Annotated in this window: 19 protein-coding genes and 1 pseudogene; 15 read left to right on the top strand and 5 right to left on the bottom strand. The window is 68.0% G+C overall.

Annotated features, from left to right (window positions below; all coding sequences use genetic code 11):
* Nucleotides 1-18: 18 nt before the first annotated feature.
* Together ACQPXB_RS05025 and ACQPXB_RS05020 are read left to right on the top strand one after the other, a co-directional pair.
* Nucleotides 19-888, top strand: a complete 870-nt coding sequence (locus ACQPXB_RS05025) for a helix-turn-helix domain-containing protein (RefSeq protein WP_432849748.1) — start codon at nucleotides 19-21, stop codon at nucleotides 886-888.
* Nucleotides 885-1,124, top strand: coding sequence for a DUF397 domain-containing protein (locus ACQPXB_RS05020; protein WP_386946530.1), 240 nt, complete (start codon nucleotides 885-887; stop codon nucleotides 1,122-1,124). Before ACQPXB_RS05025 ends, ACQPXB_RS05020 begins: the two co-directional genes overlap by 4 nt.
* Here ACQPXB_RS05020 and ACQPXB_RS05015 read toward each other — a convergent pair.
* On the bottom strand, nucleotides 1,108-1,554 hold the full coding sequence (locus ACQPXB_RS05015) for a protein-tyrosine phosphatase family protein (RefSeq protein WP_432849746.1): 447 nt from the start codon (nucleotides 1,552-1,554) through the stop codon (nucleotides 1,108-1,110). The two genes, ACQPXB_RS05020 and ACQPXB_RS05015, sit on opposite strands and share 17 nt — an antisense overlap.
* A gap of 107 nt (nucleotides 1,555-1,661) precedes the next feature.
* Here ACQPXB_RS05015 and ACQPXB_RS05010 point away from each other — a divergent pair, with 107 nt between their 5' ends.
* The 5 genes from ACQPXB_RS05010 to ACQPXB_RS04990 all read left to right on the top strand — a co-directional run bounded on the left by ACQPXB_RS05010 (nucleotide 1,662) and on the right by ACQPXB_RS04990 (nucleotide 6,518).
* Entirely contained in the window at nucleotides 1,662-2,288 is a 627-nt protein-coding gene (locus ACQPXB_RS05010) for a DUF1707 SHOCT-like domain-containing protein (RefSeq protein WP_366575949.1), read from the top strand.
* Between the two features lie 733 nt (nucleotides 2,289-3,021).
* Nucleotides 3,022-3,249, top strand: a complete 228-nt coding sequence (locus tag ACQPXB_RS05005) for an Imm1 family immunity protein (RefSeq protein ID WP_432857301.1) — start codon at nucleotides 3,022-3,024, stop codon at nucleotides 3,247-3,249.
* Entirely contained in the window at nucleotides 3,246-4,220 is a 975-nt protein-coding gene (gene deoC, locus ACQPXB_RS05000) for a deoxyribose-phosphate aldolase (RefSeq protein ID WP_366575520.1), read from the top strand. The genes ACQPXB_RS05005 and deoC overlap by 4 nt, the downstream gene beginning before the upstream one ends.
* 2 nt (nucleotides 4,221-4,222) lie before the next feature.
* Nucleotides 4,223-5,656: an aldehyde dehydrogenase family protein gene (locus ACQPXB_RS04995; RefSeq protein ID WP_432849743.1), complete on the top strand. Its 1,434-nt coding sequence runs from the start codon at nucleotides 4,223-4,225 to the stop codon at nucleotides 5,654-5,656.
* Nucleotides 5,649-6,518, top strand: coding sequence for an aldehyde dehydrogenase family protein (locus ACQPXB_RS04990; protein ID WP_366575524.1), 870 nt, complete (start codon nucleotides 5,649-5,651; stop codon nucleotides 6,516-6,518). The genes ACQPXB_RS04995 and ACQPXB_RS04990 overlap by 8 nt, the downstream gene beginning before the upstream one ends.
* A gap of 105 nt (nucleotides 6,519-6,623) precedes the next feature.
* Here the strand turns inward: ACQPXB_RS04990 and ACQPXB_RS04985 are convergent, their stop codons facing one another.
* Nucleotides 6,624-7,202, bottom strand: coding sequence for a DUF4232 domain-containing protein (locus ACQPXB_RS04985; RefSeq protein WP_432849741.1), 579 nt, complete (start codon nucleotides 7,200-7,202; stop codon nucleotides 6,624-6,626).
* 203 nt (nucleotides 7,203-7,405) lie between these two features.
* The gene (locus tag ACQPXB_RS04980) at nucleotides 7,406-8,038 is read right to left on the bottom strand and encodes a TetR/AcrR family transcriptional regulator (protein ID WP_366575527.1); all 633 of its coding nucleotides are present in this window, start codon (nucleotides 8,036-8,038) and stop codon (nucleotides 7,406-7,408) included.
* A 200-nt stretch (nucleotides 8,039-8,238) separates the two neighbouring features.
* Here ACQPXB_RS04980 and ACQPXB_RS04975 point away from each other — a divergent pair, with 200 nt between their 5' ends.
* Genes ACQPXB_RS04975 through ACQPXB_RS04955 form a run of 5 tightly spaced genes read left to right on the top strand, consistent with a single transcriptional unit; the run spans nucleotide 8,239 to nucleotide 13,269 of the window.
* The gene (locus ACQPXB_RS04975) at nucleotides 8,239-9,450 is read left to right on the top strand and encodes a cytochrome P450 (RefSeq protein ID WP_366575528.1); all 1,212 of its coding nucleotides are present in this window, start codon (nucleotides 8,239-8,241) and stop codon (nucleotides 9,448-9,450) included.
* Between the two features lie 10 nt (nucleotides 9,451-9,460).
* Nucleotides 9,461-10,657 carry a cytochrome P450 gene (locus tag ACQPXB_RS04970; RefSeq protein WP_366575529.1) on the top strand — a complete coding sequence of 399 codons (1,197 nt, stop codon included), beginning with the start codon at nucleotides 9,461-9,463 and terminating at the stop codon, nucleotides 10,655-10,657.
* A gap of 10 nt (nucleotides 10,658-10,667) precedes the next feature.
* On the top strand, nucleotides 10,668-11,873 hold the full coding sequence (locus ACQPXB_RS04965) for a cytochrome P450 (RefSeq protein ID WP_432849737.1): 1,206 nt from the start codon (nucleotides 10,668-10,670) through the stop codon (nucleotides 11,871-11,873).
* Nucleotides 11,874-13,034, top strand: a complete 1,161-nt coding sequence (locus ACQPXB_RS04960; RefSeq protein ID WP_432849735.1) for a cytochrome P450 — start codon at nucleotides 11,874-11,876, stop codon at nucleotides 13,032-13,034.
* Between the two features lie 40 nt (nucleotides 13,035-13,074).
* A complete protein-coding gene (locus tag ACQPXB_RS04955; RefSeq protein ID WP_204091560.1) occupies nucleotides 13,075-13,269 on the top strand; it encodes a ferredoxin in 195 nt (64 codons plus the stop codon).
* A 1-nt stretch (nucleotide 13,270) separates the two neighbouring features.
* Here the strand turns inward: ACQPXB_RS04955 and ACQPXB_RS04950 are convergent, their stop codons facing one another.
* A complete protein-coding gene (locus tag ACQPXB_RS04950) occupies nucleotides 13,271-13,786 on the bottom strand; it encodes a transposase (RefSeq protein WP_366575535.1) in 516 nt (171 codons plus the stop codon).
* Nucleotides 13,787-14,445: 659 nt separating this feature from the next.
* On the opposite strand from ACQPXB_RS04950, the gene ACQPXB_RS04945 reads away from it, so the two are divergent.
* From ACQPXB_RS04945 to ACQPXB_RS04935, 3 genes and pseudogenes are all read left to right on the top strand, one after another.
* The gene (locus ACQPXB_RS04945; protein ID WP_432849732.1) at nucleotides 14,446-16,140 is read left to right on the top strand and encodes an alpha/beta hydrolase; all 1,695 of its coding nucleotides are present in this window, start codon (nucleotides 14,446-14,448) and stop codon (nucleotides 16,138-16,140) included.
* Between the two features lie 101 nt (nucleotides 16,141-16,241).
* The gene (locus tag ACQPXB_RS04940; RefSeq protein WP_432849730.1) at nucleotides 16,242-16,736 is read left to right on the top strand and encodes an LppA family lipoprotein; all 495 of its coding nucleotides are present in this window, start codon (nucleotides 16,242-16,244) and stop codon (nucleotides 16,734-16,736) included.
* 17 nt (nucleotides 16,737-16,753) lie between these two features.
* Nucleotides 16,754-17,602 (top strand): annotated as a pseudogene (locus ACQPXB_RS04935) (IS701 family transposase); the annotation flags it as partial.
* Between the two features lie 175 nt (nucleotides 17,603-17,777).
* Here the strand turns inward: ACQPXB_RS04935 and ACQPXB_RS04930 are convergent.
* The gene (locus ACQPXB_RS04930) at nucleotides 17,778-18,584 is read right to left on the bottom strand and encodes a class I SAM-dependent methyltransferase (RefSeq protein ID WP_432849728.1); all 807 of its coding nucleotides are present in this window, start codon (nucleotides 18,582-18,584) and stop codon (nucleotides 17,778-17,780) included.
* Between the last annotated feature and the right edge of the window lie 16 nt (nucleotides 18,585-18,600).

The raw sequence follows: 18,600 nt of genomic DNA, 5'->3' as shown, positions 1-18,600 counted from the left end.
AGAGGACAAAGTGTGCCCATGACGAAGAACAAAGGGGTCTCCGTTCGGCAGCGGAGAGTTTCCGGAGAACTGCGCCGCCTGCGGTTGCTGCGGAAGATGACCTGCAAACAGGTGGCCGAAGGCGTGGACTTCTCGGAGAGCAAGATCTCCCGCATGGAAACGGGCGACCGCGGCCTGTATCCCGACGACGTCGCCGCGATCCTGGGTTTCCTGCAGGCCCCGTCGGATCTGCGGCAAGAGCTCATGGCCCTCGTGAGGGGCGGCGAGGAGCGCAACTGGCATGAAGTGAACGGGAAATTGCCACCGACGTGGAAGGACCTGATCCGGTTCGAGGAGCAGGCTTCGGCCATCAAGAACTATGAGACTCTGCTGATCCCCGGCATCGCGCAGATCCCCGAGTACACCCGAGCGCTGCTTCACGGTGGCGATCACAACCTGACCGACCCTGAACTCGAAGGGCTAGTCGCCGCCCGGATCAAGCGCCAGCTGATTCTGAGCCGAAGAGACGCTCCTGCCTTCCATGTCATGGTCGATGAGATGGCTCTGCACCGACCGATCGGCGATCAGGAAACCATGCGCGCCCAGCTTCGCCACCTCCTGACCCTTGGGCGCAGATCGAACGTCACGTTCCAGATCGTGCCCTTTTCAACTCGTGCACATGCCGGGCTTCGCGGTCCATTCGTTCTCCTCGAGTTCTTCAACGAACCCACGCTGGCACACGTCGAGAGCCGAGGGACAAGCAGCTTCCTCGAAGGGGATGACTTTGTCGACAACGTCAAGGCCGCTTGGCGTGATATTCGCTCCATCGCGCTGTCAACTGGCGACTCGGCCCGGATGATTGCCGATATCATCGGCGAGCCGACACCAGCTGAGGAGTACGAACCATGATCGCCCCAGACTTCGCCCAGGCCGCGTGGCGCAAGAGTTCCTACACCACGAACGACTCCAACTGCGTCGAGTTCGCGGCCTGGCACAAGAGCTCGCACAGCACAGACCAGTCGAACTGCGTCGAGGTCGCCACCTCGCCGGTCGAGATCGGGATCCGCGACACGAAGGACCGCGCGGGCGGCCACCTCACCGTGTCGCCGGCCGCGTGGACTGCGTTCCTCAGCTCCGCGCGCTAGCGAACCAGCGAACCCACCGCCGCTGCCAGGCCGTTTCGACGGCCCGGTGGTGGTGGTTCTCGCGTACCCACTCGATGGCGTCGTCCGGGGACAAGCCGGCAATGCTGGCAAGGCAGGCGAGGACCGTGCCGGTGCGGCCGACGCCTCCGTAGCAGGCCACCTCCACCGATTCCCCCGCCAGCGCGCGGGCGTGCAGCGCGAGGATCTTGCGCCGCGCGTCGGCCCAGTTCAGCGGTAGCAGGAAGTCCGGCCAGCGGATCCAGTCGTGGTCCCAGGTGAGACCGTCGTCGTGTTTGCGGCGCAGGCGGTTCGACCCCAGGTAGAGGCCGTAAGCGGGAGCCGGGCCTTCCGGCGCGGGCCGGCCGAGGCCGCGGCCGCGCAGGACGGCGCCGTCGGGCAGTGCGAGGGTCCCCACCAGTGCAGATGCCATCGCCCCATCTTGGCCCTTATCCGTCGTTCGATGGACCCCGGACCACCCCCGATCGGGCTAGGCTGCCCCGGGTGAGTGACGACGCAGCCCTTCCGAGCCCCGACCAGATGCGGGCCTCCGACGCCGACCGCGAGCAGGTCGCGCAGGTTCTGCACCAAGCGCTGTCCGAGGGCCGCATCACGATGACGGAGCTCGAGGAACGGCTCTCCACCGTCTACGCGGCGAAGACCATCGGCGAGCTGAAGCCCGTGACCCGCGACCTGCCGATCGGCGCCACGCCGTCGACGCCCTCTTCGGCTCTGCAGCCGGCCACCAGCCGCGCCCTCGGCCTCCCCGACAGCCGCATCGGCGGCCACCCGGGCTCGAACGTCTCGATCGGCGTCCTCTCCGGCGCCGTCCGCAAGGGCAGCTGGGTCCTCCCGCCGCAACACACGAGCGTCGCCTTCTGGGGCGGCGCCGAGATCGACCTCCGCAACGCCCGCTTCGCCGACAAACAGTCCACCATCACCGCCGTCGCCATCATGGGCGGCATCGAGATCACGGTCCCCGACGACATCAACGTCGACGTCACCGGCCTCGGCCTCATGGGCGGCTTCATCCTCGAAGACAAGTCCGGCGCCCCACCCGCACCCCCCACGGCCCCCACCCTGACCGTCAACGGCCTCGCCTTCTGGGGCGGCGTGGTCGTCTACCGCAAACCCGCGAAGAAGGACAACCGGCAGCTGGAGTCCTGACCGCGAGAGACCTACAGCGGCGCTACGCGCGACCTGACGAAAGCCGGCACAGGAGCGGGCCGATGTTCGAGCGGTTCAGCACGGCCGCAGCGCAGGCTGTGTCGATTGCGCAGCGAGAAGCGGCTGGTCGCCGTGCGACAAACGTCGACACCGGGTGATGTTTCGCCTCCTCCGTTTTCCGCGACGACAAAGCAGATCCTTCGCGCGGCATGGGAAAACACCCGAACCCGCACCAGCACCTCGGTCGCGGTCCGAAGCACCGACCTCCTGCTGGCGCTGCTGCAGCACAGCGATGCACCCAGCCTGATTTCGTCTCTTCCGACACAGCTCGCAAACCTCCTCGCTTCAGCGGGCGAAGCGAATCCCACACCAGAGGACTCGATCTCGTGGAGTCGTCTCACGTTTCGACCACCCGACGATTCGCCAACAAGGTCCAGCGAAGGTTGCGGTACCGATGACCCGCCTTACCCTTCGCCGCTGCAAGCCCTCGATCGAAATCTGTGGACAACTCACCCAATGAATTACCCGGCACAGCGCAGGGTTCTGGCGAGGAACAAGTGGTCGAGCCAGAGATCTGGTACGACCAGGAACCTGACAACGATTTCGCCGAGGGTGGCCCGGCAATCGTCGTGGCCACTCCTACGGCGCTCGACCAGCTGCTCGACCCCGTGCTCGAAGTCGGCCTCGGCGCAAACCTCGGCTTCATCGCCACCACGACACCCGAGGCGGCAGCATCCGAGGCGACGGCGATCCCGGGGAGCTCGTCGAGTACGTGTACCAGGGCAACGTGCCCGAAGTCCTCGCAGGCGTCGAAGTGCCGGTGGCCACAGTTCGCCGCGGGCTGCACGAGTTCCTCGCGAGCGGGACCAGCCCGGAGTTGTGCACACCACCGACGAGTAATCCACAGATTTCCGTGAGTGACCCGGCACAGGACGTGGCCCACCTACACTCACAGGCATGACCACAACCACCAGCCCGAACGCGGTGCCGGACACCCCGGCGCCGTTGGCGGACGTGACTCGCGACGAGGCGAGCCTGCGCCGGTTCCTGCATGGGCTGCCCGGCGTCGACCAGGTCGGGGTCGAGCAGCGAGCGGCGGCCTTGGGCACACGCAGCATCAAGAAAGACGCCAAGCGCTGGGCGATCGACACCGCCATCTCGATGGTCGACCTGACCACGCTCGAGGGCGCCGACACGCGGGGCAAGGTCCGCGGGCTCGCGGCGAAGGCCCTGCGCCCCGACCCGGAGCGGCAGGACTGCCCGCGCGTGGCCGCCGTGTGCGTGTATCCCGACATGGTCGAGGCCGCGGTCGACGCGCTCAAGGGCAGTGCCGTGCACGTGGCGAGCGTCGCGACCGGGTTCCCGTCCGGGCGCACCAGCCGTGAGGTGAAGCTGGCCGACACGCGCCTGGCCGTGGAGTACGGCGCCGACGAGGTCGACATGGTGATCGACCGCGGCGCGTTCCTCGAGGGCCGCTACATGGACGTCTTCGACGAGATCCGCGCGATCAAGGCGGCGTGCGGCGGAGCGCACCTGAAGGTGATCCTGGAAACCGGCGAGCTGGCGACGTACGACAACGTCCGCCGCGCGTCGTGGCTGGCGCTCCTCGCCGGTGGTGACTTCATCAAGACGTCCACCGGCAAGGTCTCCCCCGCGGCGACGCTGCCGGTCACGCACGTGATGCTGCAGGCGGTGCACGACTGGCACGAGCAGACCGGCGAGCTGCGCGGCGTCAAGCCCGCGGGCGGCATCCGCACGACCAAGGACGCGATCAAGTACCTCGTCGCCGTGCACGAGGTGGCCGGCGAGCAGTGGCTGACCCCGGACCTGTTCCGCTTCGGCGCGTCCAGCCTGCTCAACGACCTGCTGCTGCAGCGGCGCACCCAGGTGGACGGCCACTACAGCGGCCCCGACTACGTGACGGTGGACTGACCATGGGCATCTTCGAATACGCCCCCGCGCCCGAGTCGCGCGACATCGCGAACCTTAAGGACCACTACCGGCCGTTCATCGGCGGTGAGTTCGTCGACGGTTCGGGCGAGTCGCTGAAGACGGTGAACCCGGCCACCGAGGAGATCCTCGCCGAGGTCGGCACGGCGTCGGTGTCCGATGTGGACGCTGCCGTCCGCGCGGCGCGCGCCGCCTATGAAACGGTCTGGTCGCGGATGCCGGGCAGCGAGCGGGCGAAGTACCTGTTCCGCATCGCGCGCCTGATCCAGGAACGCTCGCGCGAGCTGGCGGTGCTGGAGTCGCTCGACAACGGCAAGCCCATCAAGGAATCGCGCGACTCCGACATCCCCACGGCCGCCGCGCACTTCTTCTACCACGCCGGCTGGGCCGACAAGCTGGAGTACGCGGGCTACGGCCCGAACCCGAAGCCGCTGGGCGTCGCCGGTCAGGTGATCCCGTGGAACTTCCCGCTGCTGATGCTGGCGTGGAAGATCGCGCCCGCGCTGGCCACCGGCAACACCGTGGTGCTCAAGCCGGCGGAGACCACGCCGCTCACGGCGCTGGTGTTCGCCGAGATCTGCCAGCAGGCGGAACTCCCGCCGGGTGTCGTGAACATCCTCCCGGGCGCCGGCGACATCGGTGCGGCCGTGGTGGAACACGGTGACGTCGACAAGATCGCGTTCACCGGCTCCACCGAGGTCGGCAAGCTGATCCAGCGCACGGTGGCGGGCACGCGCAAGAAGCTCACGCTGGAGCTGGGCGGCAAGGCGGCCAACGTCGTGTTCGACGACGCGCCGCTCGACCAGGCCGTGGAGGGGATCGTCAACGGGATCTTCTTCAACCAGGGCCACGTCTGCTGCGCGGGTTCGCGGCTGCTGGTGCAGGAATCCGTGGCCGAGGAGGTCATGGAGAAGCTGCGCTACCGCGTCTCGACGCTGCGGATGGGCGACCCGCTCGACAAGAACACCGACATCGGCGCCATCAACTCCGCCGAGCAGCTGGCGAAGATCCGCGGGCTCGTGGAATCCGGCGACGCCGAGGGCGCGCAGCGCTGGACCAGCCCGTGCCCGGTGCCCGACCGCGGGTTCTTCTTCGCTCCCACGGTGTTCTCCGACGTGCACCAGTCGATGCGGATCGCGCGCGAGGAGATCTTCGGGCCGGTGCTGTCGGTGCTCACGTTCCGCACGCCGGACGAGGCCGTGGCGAAGGCCAACAACACGCCGTACGGGCTGTCGGCCGGCATCTGGACCGAGAAGGGCTCTCGCATCCTCTGGATGGCGAACAAGCTCCGGGCCGGCGTCGTCTGGGCCAACACGTTCAACCGCTTCGACCCCGCCGCGCCGTTCGGCGGCTACCAGGAGTCCGGGTTCGGCCGCGAGGGCGGACGCACCGGTCTGGAGGCTTACCTCGATGTCTGAGTCCAGGATTTCCGTGGCCAAGACGTACAAGCTCTACATCGGCGGGGCCTTCCCCCGCTCGGAGTCCGGCCGGGTCTACCCCGTCACCGACCCGCAGGGGAAGTTCCTGGCCAACGCGGCGCACGCGTCGCGCAAAGACGTACGGGACGCCGTGGTGGCGGCGCGCAAAGCCTTCCCCGGCTGGTCGGGCGCCACGGCCTACAACCGCGGCCAGGTGCTCTACCGCGTCGCCGAGATGCTGGAGGGCCGGCGCGAGCAGTTCGTGAGCGAGGTCGCCGCCTCGGAAGGTCTCGCGCCGAGCCAGGCGGAGTCCCTTGTGGACGCCGCCATCGACCGCTGGGTGTGGTACGCGGGCTGGACGGACAAGATCGCGTCGGTGCTCGGCGCGGCGAATCCCGTTGCGGGGCCGTACTTCTCGTTCACCGTGCCCGAGCCGACGGGTGTGGTCGGCGTGCTCGCGCCGCAGGAGTCGTCGCTGCTCGGCCTGGTCAGCGTGCTGGCGCCGGTGCTGGCCGGTGGCTCCACGGCCGTCGTCGTCTCGAGCGCCGAGCGGCCGCTGCCCGCGATCACGCTGTCGGAGGTCCTCGCGACGTCCGACCTGCCGGGCGGTGTCGCCAACGTGCTGACCGGCCGCGCGGCCGAGCTCGGCCCGTGGCTGGCCTCGCACGGTGACGTCAACGCCCTCGACCCGACGGGCGCCACGCCGGAGGACCGCATCACGCTGGCGCGTGAGGCGGCGGGCACGGTCAAGCGCGTGCTCACGGTCCCCGACGCCGAACCCGACTGGACGCCGACGCCGGACCTCTCGCGGCTGCGCCGGTACCTGGAGGCGAAGACCGTCTGGCACCCGCTGGGCGTCTGAGCCAACCCGGGCCAACAGCCGGCCCAGACCAGCAGCCGGCCTGGACCAACAGAAAGGGGCGGGCGGCACCCCCTGGTGTGCCGCCTGCCCCTGGAACAACAACGGTCACGCGGTCGGCGCGAGCCCCTGCGTCACCGCGCCGACGTCGATGGTGTGGCTGACCGAGTCGGCGTCGACCACGCCGAGGGTCCAGTCGACGGTGATGTTCGGGTTGATGTAGTCACCGTGCTGGTTGGAGTCGGACGGCGCCACGACGTTCACCGCGTTGGGCGTCTGCTGCTGGGCGTAGGGCTCGATGCCGGTCCAGTGCAGCGGCACGTAGGCCGAAGAACCGTCGACGAGCGCCACGGCGGGCGCGTCGGCCGGCGCCGTGTTGTTGATCAGCACGTTGTGCGCGCCGACGAGGTCCACCTCGAGGTTGCCGGGCAGGTAGCAGCGCTCGCCCGGGTTGGCGGTGAACTGCAGGGCGCCGTAGCGGTTGCCCGCACCCGCGCCGCCGTAGACGAGCTTCGAGGTGAACTGGTTCGACGTGCACGGCTGCACAGACGACGCAGACGAGCCGGCCGAAGCAGCCGAAGCAGGCGCGGCGCTCGCGGTCCCGGCAGCCAGAGCCGTTGCCCCGGCGGCGATCCCGGCCACGGCGACGGCGGCGACAACGCGGCTGATGGTCTTGCGTGTGGTCATGTCGGACTCTCCCCTTGTTCGAACCCCGGGCAGCCTCTCCGCCCGGCAGAACGACCGGTTTGGTGATTCATTCCCCTCGGTCGCTCTCACCGGGAAAGACGTCCACACCACACGTGGGATGTTCGGCTGTGGGATCAGCCGCAGAAACGCAACCCCAACCGCCCCGAAGCGTCACAAAGAGTGAACACGCGCGCGAGCGCGGTTCAGTTGATGTCGTGCCGTCCCAACGGCCGACCCGGCAGCGGCGTCCCCGGCCGGGCCTGCAGCCCGTCGATCATGATCGCGATACTCCGCGCCGTGGACATCCGGGCGATTTCCGGCGAACGAGACTCCAGCTGACGCAGCAACAGCGCGAACAGCATGGCCACGTCGCCCTCGGCGACGTCCGGGCGCAACGTCCCCTCGTTCTGCGCGCCCTGCACCATCGCTTCGAGCTCCACCAGCAGCTCTTCGCGCAACCTCGCGATCGCCGGGTCTTCCTTCAGGATCTCGTGCGCCTTCTTCGACAACATCGCCAGCTGCACGGAAAGGTGCAGCTCAACGGACTGGTGCAGCAGCCGCACCAGCGCGCGCCAAGCCGTGGGCTCCTGCTCGGCCGCCTCGCGTGCGTCGTCCAGCACCCGCGAGAAGTTGTCGACGGCCACCGCCCGGATCAGCGCGTCGCGGTCGGGGAAGCGCCGGTACAGCGTGCCGACGCCGACGCCGGCCGCGCGGGCGATCTCCTCCATCGGCACCTCGGGCCCGAACTCCGCGAAGATCGCGCGCGCCGCGGCGATGATCTGGTCGCGGTTGCGCCGCGCGTCCGCACGCAAGGGGACCTGGGGATCCGCACTCATGGCCCACCTTCCGCTCGCCGGGAACTCGTTACGCGCGCAAATTCTCGCATGGACACCGCTCCACGCACTGCGACCACAACCCGTCACCCCTTTGCTAGTGGACGGAGATCCTCCGCTTCGGTACCGTGGGCAATGAACCGGAATGTAATCCTCCATATACATTGCGTAAAGGTTCAAAACCACCAAAAGGGGATCCCACCATGACAGAAGTTGCCGAACCCGAGCTCGCCAGCTTCCCGATGGCGCGCACGTGCCCGTTCGCGCCGCCGCCGGAGTACGAGCGTTTCGAGGACGCGCGGGCGAAGCTCGTCGAGCTCGACTCCGGGCAGCGCGCCTGGGTGCTGTCGAAGCACGAGGACGTGCGCGCGATGCTGAACGACCCCAGGTTCAGCTCCAACCGCTTCAACCCCGGCTTCCCGGTCCTGTTCCGCGACGGCGCGCCGCGCCGCGAACGCAAGCTCAACCCGTCGCTGATCAACATGGACGCGCCGGAGCACGGCCCCGCGCGCCGCGAGGTCGTCGGCGAGTTCACCGTGAAGCGGATGAAGGCGCTTCAGCCCCGCATCCAGGAGATCGTCGACGAGCACATCGACGCGATGCTGGCCGGCGACAAGCCCGCCGACCTGGTCTCGGCGCTGTCGCTGCCCGTCCCGTCGCTCGTGATCTGCGAGCAGCTCGGCGTGCCTTACAGCGACCACGACTTCTTCCAGAAGCACAGCTCGCGCATCCTCAGCCGCGACATCACCTCCGACGAGCGGCTCGAGTCCGTGCTCGCCCTGGAGGAGTACCTCGACAAGCTGGTCGCCGCCAAGGAGGAGACGCCCACCGACGACCTCCTCGGCCGTCAGATCGCGAAGAAGCGCGAAGAGGGCGAGTACGACCGCAACGACCTCACGTCACTCGCGTTCCTGCTGCTCATCGCCGGCCACGAGACCACGGCGAACATGATCTCGCTCGGCACCGTCGCCCTCCTGGAGAACCCGGACCAGCTCGAGGCGATCAAGGCCGACCCCGGCAAGACGCTCGACGCCGTCGAAGAACTGCTGCGCTACTTCACCATCGCCGAGTTCGCCACCACGCGCGTCGCGACCGAGGACGTGGAGCTCGCGGGCGTCACGATCCCCGCCGGCGACGGCGTGATCGGCCTCAGCTACGCCGCCAACTTCGACGGCGACGCCTTCCCCGAGCCCGAAAAGCTCGACATCACCCGCGGTGGGCGCAAGCACGTGGCGTTCGGCTTCGGCGCGCACCAGTGCCTCGGCCAGAACCTCGCGCGCATGGAGCTGCAGATCGTGTTCGACACGCTCTTCCGCCGCATCCCGACCCTGAAGCTGGCCGCCCCGGTCGACCAGCTGCCGTTCAAGCACGACTCCGCGATCTTCGGTCTGCACTGTCTGCCCGTCACCTGGTGAGGGAGGAAGCATGAGCACGATGGAGGAACTCCCGGTCGCCCGGAAGTGCCCGTTCGCGCCGCCGGAGGAGTACACGGCCACGCGCGAAGAGGCGCCCGTGCACCGGGTGAAGATCCCGGACGGCAAGGAAGCCTGGACGGTCTCGCGGCACGAGGACGTGCGAGCCGTGCTCAACGACCCGCGGTTCTCCGCCGACCGCCTCCACCCCGACTTCCCGACGCTCGTCCCGGGCGGCAATGTCATCCGCCGCACCGAGGCCGAGCGCACGATGCTGGCCATGGACGCGCCGCAGCACGGCCCGGAACGCAAGGCGGTGCTCGGGGAGTTCACCGTCAAGCGCGTCGCCGAGCTGAAGCCGCGGATCCAGGAGATCGTCGACGGCCTGATCGACGACATCCTCAAGGCCGACGGACCCGTCGACCTCGTGGAGAAGCTCGCGCTGCCGGTCCCCTCGCTCGTGATCTGCGAAATGCTCGGTGTTCCCTACGAAGACCACGACTTCTTCCAGGAGAACACCAAACAGCTGATCAACCGCGCGACCACCGCGCAAGACCGGCGGGCCGCGTTCGAGCGTGTACAGGCCTATATGGGCGAGCTCATCGCGAAGAAGGAAGCCGACCCTGGTGACGACCTCATCAGCCGGCAGATCGCGAAGCGGCGCGAAGAAGGTACCTACGATCGGGCGAAGCTCGTCAGCCTCGCGTTCCTGCTGCTCGCGGCCGGGCACGAGACCACGGCGAACATGATCTCGCTCGGCACCGTCGCGTTCCTGCGGAACCCGGAGCAGCTGGCGCTGATCAAGGCCGACCCGGCCAAGACGCTCACCGCCGTCGAGGAGCTGCTGCGCTACTTCTCCATCGTGGACAACACCACGCGCATGGCGAAGGAGGACGTCGAGATCGGCGGCGTCACCATCCCCGCCGGCGACGGCGTGGTGGTGATGACGTACGCGGCGAACTGGGACCCGGAGGTGTTCGAGGACTCGTCGGCGTTCGACATCGAGCGCGGGGCGCGCCACCACGTGGCGTTCGGGTTCGGGCCGCACCAGTGCCTGGGCCAGAACCTCGCGCGGACGGAGCTGCAGATCGTGTTCGACACGCTGTTCCGCCGCATCCCGACGCTGAAGCTCGCCCAGGACGTCGACGACCTGCCGTTCAAGGACGACGCGCTCATCTACGGCCTCTACGAACTGCCCGTGACCCGGTGAAGGAGGAGCGATGACCACGGCCGAAGAACTCGAACTGCCGGTGGCGCGGAAGTGCCCGTTCGCACCGCCCGAGGAGTACACGCAGATCCGCGAGGAACAGCCGATCACCCGCGTGAAGATCCCCGACGGCAAGGAAGCCTGGGTGGTTTCGCGGCACGAGGACGTGCGGACGGTGCTCAACGACCGCCGTTTCTCCTCCGACCGCTTCAACCCGAACTTCCCCATCCTGGTCAAGGGCGGCAACGTCTTCCGCCAGACCAACGCCGAGCGCACGATGATCACGATGGACGCGCCGGAGCACGGCCCGGCGCGCAAGTCGGTGCTGGGCGAGTTCACGGTGAAACGCGTGAACGCAATGCGGCCGCGGATCCAGGAGATCGTCGACGGGTTGATCGACGACATCCTCAAGTCCGACGAGCCCGTGGACCTGGTCGAGAAACTGTCGCTGCCGGTCCCGTCGCTCGTGATCTGCGAGCTGCTGGGCGTGCCGTACTCCGAGCACGACTTCTTCCGGGAGAACACGGCGAAGATCCTGAAGCGCACAGTGAGCTTCGAGGAGCGGCGCGCGGCGTTCGAGCGCGTCCGGGGTTACCTCGACCAGCTGATCACCAAGAAGGAAGCCGACCCGGGCGACGATCTGCTCGGCCGTCAGATCGTGAAGCTGCGCGAGGAAGGCAACTACGAGCACGGCGCGGTGCTGGGCTTGTCGTTCCTGTTGCTTGTGGCCGGCCACGAAACCACGGCGAACATGATCTCGCTGGGCACCGTCGGCCTGCTGCAGAACCCGTCGCAGCTGGAGACGATCAAGGCTGACCCGGGCAAGACGCTCGACGCGGTGGAGGAGCTGCTGCGCTACTTCACCATCGTCGACACGGCCACCGCGCGCGTCGCGGTGGAGGACGTGGAGCTCGACGGCGTCACCATCAAGGCGGGTGAAGGCGTGCTCGCGCTGGGGTACACCGCCAACTGGGACCCGGCGGTGTTCGACGAGCCCGCGAAGCTGGACATCACTCGCGGCGCCCGGCATCACGTCGCGTTCGGGTTCGGGCCGCACCAGTGCCTGGGCCAGAACCTCGCGCGCGCCGAGCTGCAGATCGTGTTCGACACGCTGTTCCGGCGCATTCCTTCACTGCGGCTGGCGGTCGACGTGGCCGACCTGCCGTTCAAGGAGGACGCGTCGATCTACGGGCTCTACCGGCTGCCGGTGACCTGGTAGATGACCATTCCGGAGCTGCCGGTGGCGCGGACGTGCCCGTTCGCGCCACCGGAGCTGCACCCGCGCTTGCGTGAGCACGAACCGGTCGCCCGGGTCCGCACCCCGAGCGGCCGGTCCGCGTGGTTCGTGACCCGTTACGACGACGTGCGCACGGTGCTGAGCGATCCGCGGTTCTCCTCGGACCGCTCGAAACCGGGCTTCCCGAGCCTGTCGGCCGGTGGCGGCGGCGAGTCCATGCGCACGATGCTCGGCATGGACGCGGAGGAGCACCGGGCCGCCCGCGGCGCCGTGCTCGGCGAGTTCACCCTGCGACGGGTCGCCGCGCTGCGGCCGCGGATCCAGGAGATCGTCGACGGCCTGGTCGACGACATGCTGGCGGCCGGCGGGCCCGTGGACCTGGTGGAAATGCTGGCGCTGCCGGTGCCGTCGCTGATGATCTGCGAGCTGCTCGGCGTGCCGTACGCGGACCACAGCTTCTTCCAGGAGAGCACCGCGACGCTGTTCGCGCGCGAGATGCCGCCCGAGGTCGCGGCGGCCGCGTTCGAACGGCTCTACGGCTACCTCGGCGAGCTGGTCAAGGCCAAGGAAACCGAGCCCGGCGACGACCTGCTCAGCCGCCAGATCGCCGCGGGCGCCCACGACCACCCCTACCTGGTGGGGCTCGCGTTCCTGCTGCTCGCGGCGGGCCACGAGACCACGGCGAACATGATCTCGCTGGGCGTTCTCGGGCTGTTGGAGCACCTGCCGGCCTCCCTGACTGCCGCCGCGGTGCCCGACGCCGTCGAGGAGCTGCTGCGGTACTTCTCGATCACGGACACGGTGCCGTTGCGCATCGCAGTGGAGGACGTCGAGGTCGCGGGGGTGATCGTGAAGGCGGGTGACGGGGTGCTCCCGTCGCTTTACGCCGCGAACTGGGACCCGGCGGCGTTTTCTTCGCCTTCGGAGCTGGACTTCACTCGCGGCGCCCGGCACCACGTGGCCTTCGGGTTCGGGCCACACCAGTGCCTGGGCCAGAACCTCGCGCGCGCCGAGCTGCAGATCGTGTTCGAAACACTGTTCCGCCGCATCCCGACGCTGAAGTTGGCCGCTGCGGTGGACGACCTGCCCGGCAAGGAGAAGGCCTCGGTCTACGGGCTGCGCCGGCTGCCCGTGAGCTGGTAAACATCACAACGCTCCCACCACGAGCAAGGAAGAGGGAACCATGAAGATCATCGCGGACACCGGCAAGTGCGTCGGCGCCGGCCAGTGCGTGCTCACCGAGCCCGCCCTGTTCGACCAGAGCGAGGACGACGGCACGGTGATCGTGCTGAACGAGACGCCCGAGGGCGAGCTCGTGGACAAGGCCCGCGAGGCCGTGAACGTCTGCCCGAGCCAGGCGCTTTCGCTGCAGGAGTGAGCTAAGCCGTGTCTGACAATGCCTTGATCCAGGCGATCACGGCGTGCGAGAGCGTAGCGGAGCGGTAGACGACGGCGAGCTTGTCGTAGCGGGTGGCCAAGCTGCGCCATTGCGTGAGCAGGTTGAAGCCGTGTTCGACGACGTTGCGCCCACGGTAATCGCGGGCGTCGAACGGATCGCCCGCGACGGATAGGCCTTGTCGCCCCGAACCACGTCGGGCCGGGTGCGTGCGCGCCCGGCCCGACCTGGTTCGGTCGACGCGCAGATGTCGCATCAGGTGCGGGAACATCGGCGCGTCTCCGGCTTGGCCGGGACCGACCAGACTTTCCAGCGGCCGGCCGTTGCCGTCGACGAGATGGTGGACCTTGGTGCTCCAGCCGCCGCGGGAGCGGGCGATCGCAGGATCAAGCGGCTCGGCGAGCAGATCCGTGTAGTTCGACCCAGCCCCGTGACACGCCTGACGTTGGTGGCGTGCTGCTGCACCCGCGCGATCGTCGAATCCACCGACGCCGACCACTCCACCATCCGGCCGCGTCCGCAGCGGTGAACAGCCGCCGCAACACGATGTGCCACGTGCCGTCCCAGGCCATCCGGCAACACCACGCAGCATTTGTCGTACACGCCCTTGGGCTGGAGGTGTCAGGCTCGCCGGCATCACCGAACCGGGAGAGCGCCCAGTAGTGGCCCTGTACCTGGCCGTGGTGGAACGGGACCCGAGATCGGCCCCGGCGGGCTTGAGTAGATCTACGCGTCCGTGACCTGCGGCGTTGAACCCGGCGTGATCACTGTCGTACGGTGACCATGCGGTGACACGACGCCACTGGCGACAGGGCTTGGTGGCAGGGGAGGCGGGGCGATGGCGTCGGGAGGCTTCACGGCGGTGCCCGACGCGCTCAGTGCGGCGGGCCGGGCAGCCGGGGAGAAGGTGGACGGCCTGCGTGGTGCTGACTGCGCTGAGCCGGCCGGACGAGTGGCTGCGGCGGTGCCCGGGGGCAAGGCTGCGGCCGCGGCGGGGCGGTGCCGGGAGGCGTTGGCGGCCACGTTCACGGAGTGGTGCGACGAAGCGCAGCGGCTGGCCGAGCACCTGGGCACGGCGGCTGACCGCTACCGTCAGGGCGATCATGCACTGGCTGGGGTGTTCCCGCGGGCGGCGCCGGGGATGAGAGGGCCGCGCTGATGGTGTCGCTCGCCGATGTCCGGGCCTGGAGCCCCGCCGCGTTGGAGGACATTTTCTCGCTGCTGCAGGCTCGTACCCAGATCCTGATCAATGACGGGGACGACTTCGCCAAGACCCTCCCCGTCGTGGGATGGAGCGGCGATGCCGCTGACAACGCCGCCGCCCAGCACCGCGCCCTGACACGCGGGCTGGATACCGTCGCCGCGGGAGCCGCAGCCCTCGGCAAAACGATCGCGCAAGCCGCCGACGCCATCACGGGTGTCCAGAGCGCCCTCACCAATGCGGAGGAGTTGGCCCACAAGTACGGCTACCAGATCACCGACGCCGGTGCTGTCGCCGACACCTTCGCCGGACAGCAAGTGCCCCCGGACCTGAGCCCCGAGGACCGGGCACGCGCCCACACCCAGCTGGTGGACGACGTCGCGCAGATCCTGCGCACCGCCGATGACATCGACACGGACCTGGCCTCGGTGCTGGACCGGGCAGCGGCAGGCCAGTTCGGTACCGGCGACGAATCCACGGTCGCCGCCGCTGCCGCAAACGGAGCCAAAGATCCCGGGCTCACCCTGCCCGAATCCCCACCCCATGCGACCCCGGCCGAGAACGCGGCCTGGTGGGCCACCCTCTCGACCGCGAGGCGGGCGATCCTGCTTCGTGATCACCCTGACTGGCTCGGCAACCGCGACGGGTTGCCCGCCGCCGTACGCTCCCAGGCCAACATGGCCCGATTGCCGGCCGAACGCGCTGCCCTGGAGCAACAACGCACCGCCGCGCAGGCCATGATCGAACAAGCGAAAGCGGTCTATGACCCGTCGGGTGGAATCATGAAGGCAGCCCTGGGCCAACTGCAGCAAGCCAACGACAAACTCGCGTCACTGGATGCGATCGCGACAACAACGGGCCAGGGGGGTCGCCAACTTCTCCTGCTGGACACCAGCCATCCCCGCGTCGAAGCCGCGATCGCGGTCGGCGACGTAGACAAGGCCAGCAACGTCGCGGTCTTCACCCCGGGCTTCACCACGACAGTCGACGGCTCCCTGGGCAAGTACGACCAGAACATGAACGACCTCAAGGGAATGGCCAACGACATCACCGACCGCCACGGAGGCGGCCCCACCGCGACAGTCACCTGGATCGGATATCAAGCTCCGCAGTGGGACGGTGTCGCGGATCCCAGCCAGTCGGTGGCCAGCCCCGAACTCGCCAAGGCCGGGGGAGACAGCCTCGCGAAGTTCTACAACGGAATCGGCGCCGGTCACGACGCATCGAATACGCCACTGCACCTCACCGCTCTCGGACACAGCTACGGCTCGACCACCACCGGGTTCGCTCTCGGACACGACACCCCTGTCGACGACGCCGTGCTGTTCGGCTCCCCCGGACAGGGTTCCGACCATCTCAACGTTCCGCAGGGCCACTTGTTCAACGAACACGACGCAGGTGACGACCTGGTGCCGAACATTTACGGGACACTCGGACCGAGCCCCTATTACAGCCCGGACGCGATGTCGCAGTACCACCAGATGTCCACCGACGCCAGCGCTACAGAGCTCGGCCGGCTCAACGCCACGAGCGGCCTCAGTGGATACCTCGACGGCAAATCCACCAGTCTCTACAACATGGCTGCTATCACCACCGGACACCCCGACCTTGCGCAATACAAGGGCACTGTCATCGCTGGAGCTCCCCGATGAGGCGTCACAGCGGCGCGCGGTGGACGACGAACTTGCTGGTCGTCCTTGCCGTAGGCAGCGCTGCCGCATGCGGCGCGACCGACGACTCTTCAGGAGGAAACGTGAACGCGGATACCGCGAAGACGTTCGCGGCGCTGATGCAACGACCGAACATCGAAGATGCGACGCAGCAATACCTCGCCATCGATACCGAGCTTCGCCAATCGCTGTCGCGCGAGATCGCATCCTTGAAAACCTGGACCAACGGCAGCGAAGGTTCACGGGCCTCCTGCGCCGCTGACTACCCCGGAATCGACGCCGACGGCGTCACCGCCAGTCTGGCAAGTCACATCGTCGCGGGAAACCTGCCCGACAGCGACTACGAGAAGGCGTTGACCGTGATTGGAACCGTGGCGCAGAAGTACGGGTTCACACCGCAACCTCAGCGCTTGCACGACAGTCCCGGATCTCACGACGCCATCTTCCACAACACACACGACGACGGCGAGATCTCGTTCGGCACCGCACAGAACACCAGCCTCCGCATCAACCTCGGCTGCCACCTCACCGCTGCGGCCAAGAAGCGCGGAACCGCTGCGCCAGCGCCAACCGACTAACAGCCGCGGGCGCCTGCCGGGGGAACGTGTCCGGGCTTGTTGCGGGCTCGGAGCGGAAGACCGGCTGGAAGCAAGCCGGTGAAGTGTCGCCGCACGGGATGCGGCGCCAGGCCTCGGGAACGGCGGCCTGGATCGAGTGCTGCCAGATCGGCACATTTTTGGCCTATGCGTCGTCTCGCAGGCATGCACTGACCGACCAGGCGTCGTACGTGCCCGAGCCGTGGATCGCCGATCGGGACCGCTGCCGGCGGGGGTCCCAGAACGAGGTCGGGTTTGAAACGAAGCCGCAGCAGGCGATGTCGATGCAGGCTCGGGCGTTCGCAGTGGGTGTGCCGTTCTGTCAAGTGTCTGCGATTGTGGCTGGAAGCCCATGATGCCGCCTATGTGCTTCCCGCCAAGGTCAACGACACGCTGGTCACCACCGACGGTCGCGAAGTCCCCGCCGATGAGCTCATTTCAGCGTTGCCTGGCCGGCCGTGGCAGCGTTTGTCGATCGGCGCGGGCGCGCACGGGCCGCGTGAGTACGAGTGGGCGCGGACGCCGATCCGGATCGACTGGCAGCCCGGGGCGGGCACTGGCTACTCACCCGCCGCAAGGTCACCGATCCGAGCGAGATCGCCTACTACGTCTGCCATGGACCCCGCCGGTCCACGCTGCTGGACCTGGCTTGGATCGCAAGGGTCCGCCAGCGGATCGAGGAATGCTCCCAGCAGGCCAAAACCGAGGCCGGTCTGGGTCACTACCAGGTCCGATCCTGGCGGGCGTGGTACGCCCACATCGCCTCGGCCGCGCTCGCTCACGCGTGGCTCGCCATGGCCAGATCTCTTGCCACAAAAGGGGAATCTGCGCCGCCGAGCCGCACATGATCGGCTTCACGCTACCGGAGATCCGACGCCTGCTCGCCAAGCTGATCCTGCGTGTCGCCGACGCCATCGAGCACGCTTGGTCCTGATCTCGCTGGGCCCGACGACGACAACACCAAGCACGCCTCAGCCACTACGAACAACGCGGCTGTCCACTCACCTGACTGCCGTTGCAGTACTAGCGGGTCGCGGTGAAGAGCACCGTGGTGTAGTCGCAGGCGAACTGACCGCCGCGAGCGTCGATGGCGGCACCCACGGCAGTCAGCACTACCTCCTGCTGTGCCTGCGGGACGCGAGTGAGGCCGCCCTGGGTGGGCAGCAGGTCGAGGTACTCGGCGCGGGTGTAGTTCTGTTGCCAGGTGTAGAGGTGCCTCTTCGGGTTGTGGAAGCCGATTTTGTCCAGGGCTTCTTCGGTTTTGTCGATGATGGGTTTGTATGGTTCCCTGTTCGGTGTTCTGCCGACCTTGATGGGGAAGTTCGAGGCCACCTTGTGGAACGCTTCCCCGAAGACTTCCGCGATGTCGTCCGGTGGCAGGAAGAGATGCCAGAAGACCGCGAAGGTGCCTCCCGGCTTGAGCACTCGGGCAGCTTTCTCGGCGCCGCTCTGCGGATCCACCCAGTGCCAGGCTTGGCCGGCGGCGAGGATGTCGAACGTGCGGTTCTTCGAGTCCCACTCTTCGAACGTGGCCACTTCGACGTCGATCCCGGTGGTTCGGGCGAAGTCGGCCATGCGCCCGTCGGGTTCCACTCCGAGTACTCGGCAACCTCGGCCTTCGAACTGCCGCGCAGCAATGCCCGTGCCGGTGCCGACGTCAAGAATGCTCGCGCCGGAGGCGTTTCCGATGATCTCGGTGATCAGCCCTTCGGGATACGCCGGACGCGCACGGTCGTAGCGCGCGGCGTCGACCCCGAACGACTCAGCCGTCTGCCTCAACTCGTGCGGCTCAGGCCGCGACTCGCCTTGCTGTTCCGGTAAGGTGGGCATGCGCCCACTCTAATGG

Origin of the sequence: Amycolatopsis sp. CA-161197 (assembly GCF_050942255.1) — a bacterium.
GTDB lineage: Bacteria > Actinomycetota > Actinomycetes > Mycobacteriales > Pseudonocardiaceae > Amycolatopsis.
Note: the sequence above shows the minus strand (reverse complement) of the source record. Positions and strands in the feature narration are given on the sequence as shown.

Coding starts and splice junctions, on each gene's coding strand:
- ACQPXB_RS05025 (WP_432849748.1), top strand. CDS start 19: ATGACGAAGAACAAAGGGGTCTCCGTTCGGCAGCGGAGAGTTTCCGGA.
- ACQPXB_RS05020 (WP_386946530.1), top strand. CDS start 885: ATGATCGCCCCAGACTTCGCCCAGGCCGCGTGGCGCAAGAGTTCCTAC.
- ACQPXB_RS05015 (WP_432849746.1), bottom strand. CDS start 1,554: ATGGCATCTGCACTGGTGGGGACCCTCGCACTGCCCGACGGCGCCGTC.
- ACQPXB_RS05010 (WP_366575949.1), top strand. CDS start 1,662: ATGCGGGCCTCCGACGCCGACCGCGAGCAGGTCGCGCAGGTTCTGCAC.
- deoC (WP_366575520.1), top strand. CDS start 3,246: ATGACCACAACCACCAGCCCGAACGCGGTGCCGGACACCCCGGCGCCG.
- ACQPXB_RS04995 (WP_432849743.1), top strand. CDS start 4,223: ATGGGCATCTTCGAATACGCCCCCGCGCCCGAGTCGCGCGACATCGCG.
- ACQPXB_RS04990 (WP_366575524.1), top strand. CDS start 5,649: ATGTCTGAGTCCAGGATTTCCGTGGCCAAGACGTACAAGCTCTACATC.
- ACQPXB_RS04985 (WP_432849741.1), bottom strand. CDS start 7,202: ATGACCACACGCAAGACCATCAGCCGCGTTGTCGCCGCCGTCGCCGTG.
- ACQPXB_RS04980 (WP_366575527.1), bottom strand. CDS start 8,038: ATGAGTGCGGATCCCCAGGTCCCCTTGCGTGCGGACGCGCGGCGCAAC.
- ACQPXB_RS04975 (WP_366575528.1), top strand. CDS start 8,239: ATGACAGAAGTTGCCGAACCCGAGCTCGCCAGCTTCCCGATGGCGCGC.
- ACQPXB_RS04970 (WP_366575529.1), top strand. CDS start 9,461: ATGAGCACGATGGAGGAACTCCCGGTCGCCCGGAAGTGCCCGTTCGCG.
- ACQPXB_RS04965 (WP_432849737.1), top strand. CDS start 10,668: ATGACCACGGCCGAAGAACTCGAACTGCCGGTGGCGCGGAAGTGCCCG.
- ACQPXB_RS04960 (WP_432849735.1), top strand. CDS start 11,874: ATGACCATTCCGGAGCTGCCGGTGGCGCGGACGTGCCCGTTCGCGCCA.
- ACQPXB_RS04955 (WP_204091560.1), top strand. CDS start 13,075: ATGAAGATCATCGCGGACACCGGCAAGTGCGTCGGCGCCGGCCAGTGC.
- ACQPXB_RS04945 (WP_432849732.1), top strand. CDS start 14,446: ATGGTGTCGCTCGCCGATGTCCGGGCCTGGAGCCCCGCCGCGTTGGAG.
- ACQPXB_RS04930 (WP_432849728.1), bottom strand. CDS start 18,584: ATGCCCACCTTACCGGAACAGCAAGGCGAGTCGCGGCCTGAGCCGCAC.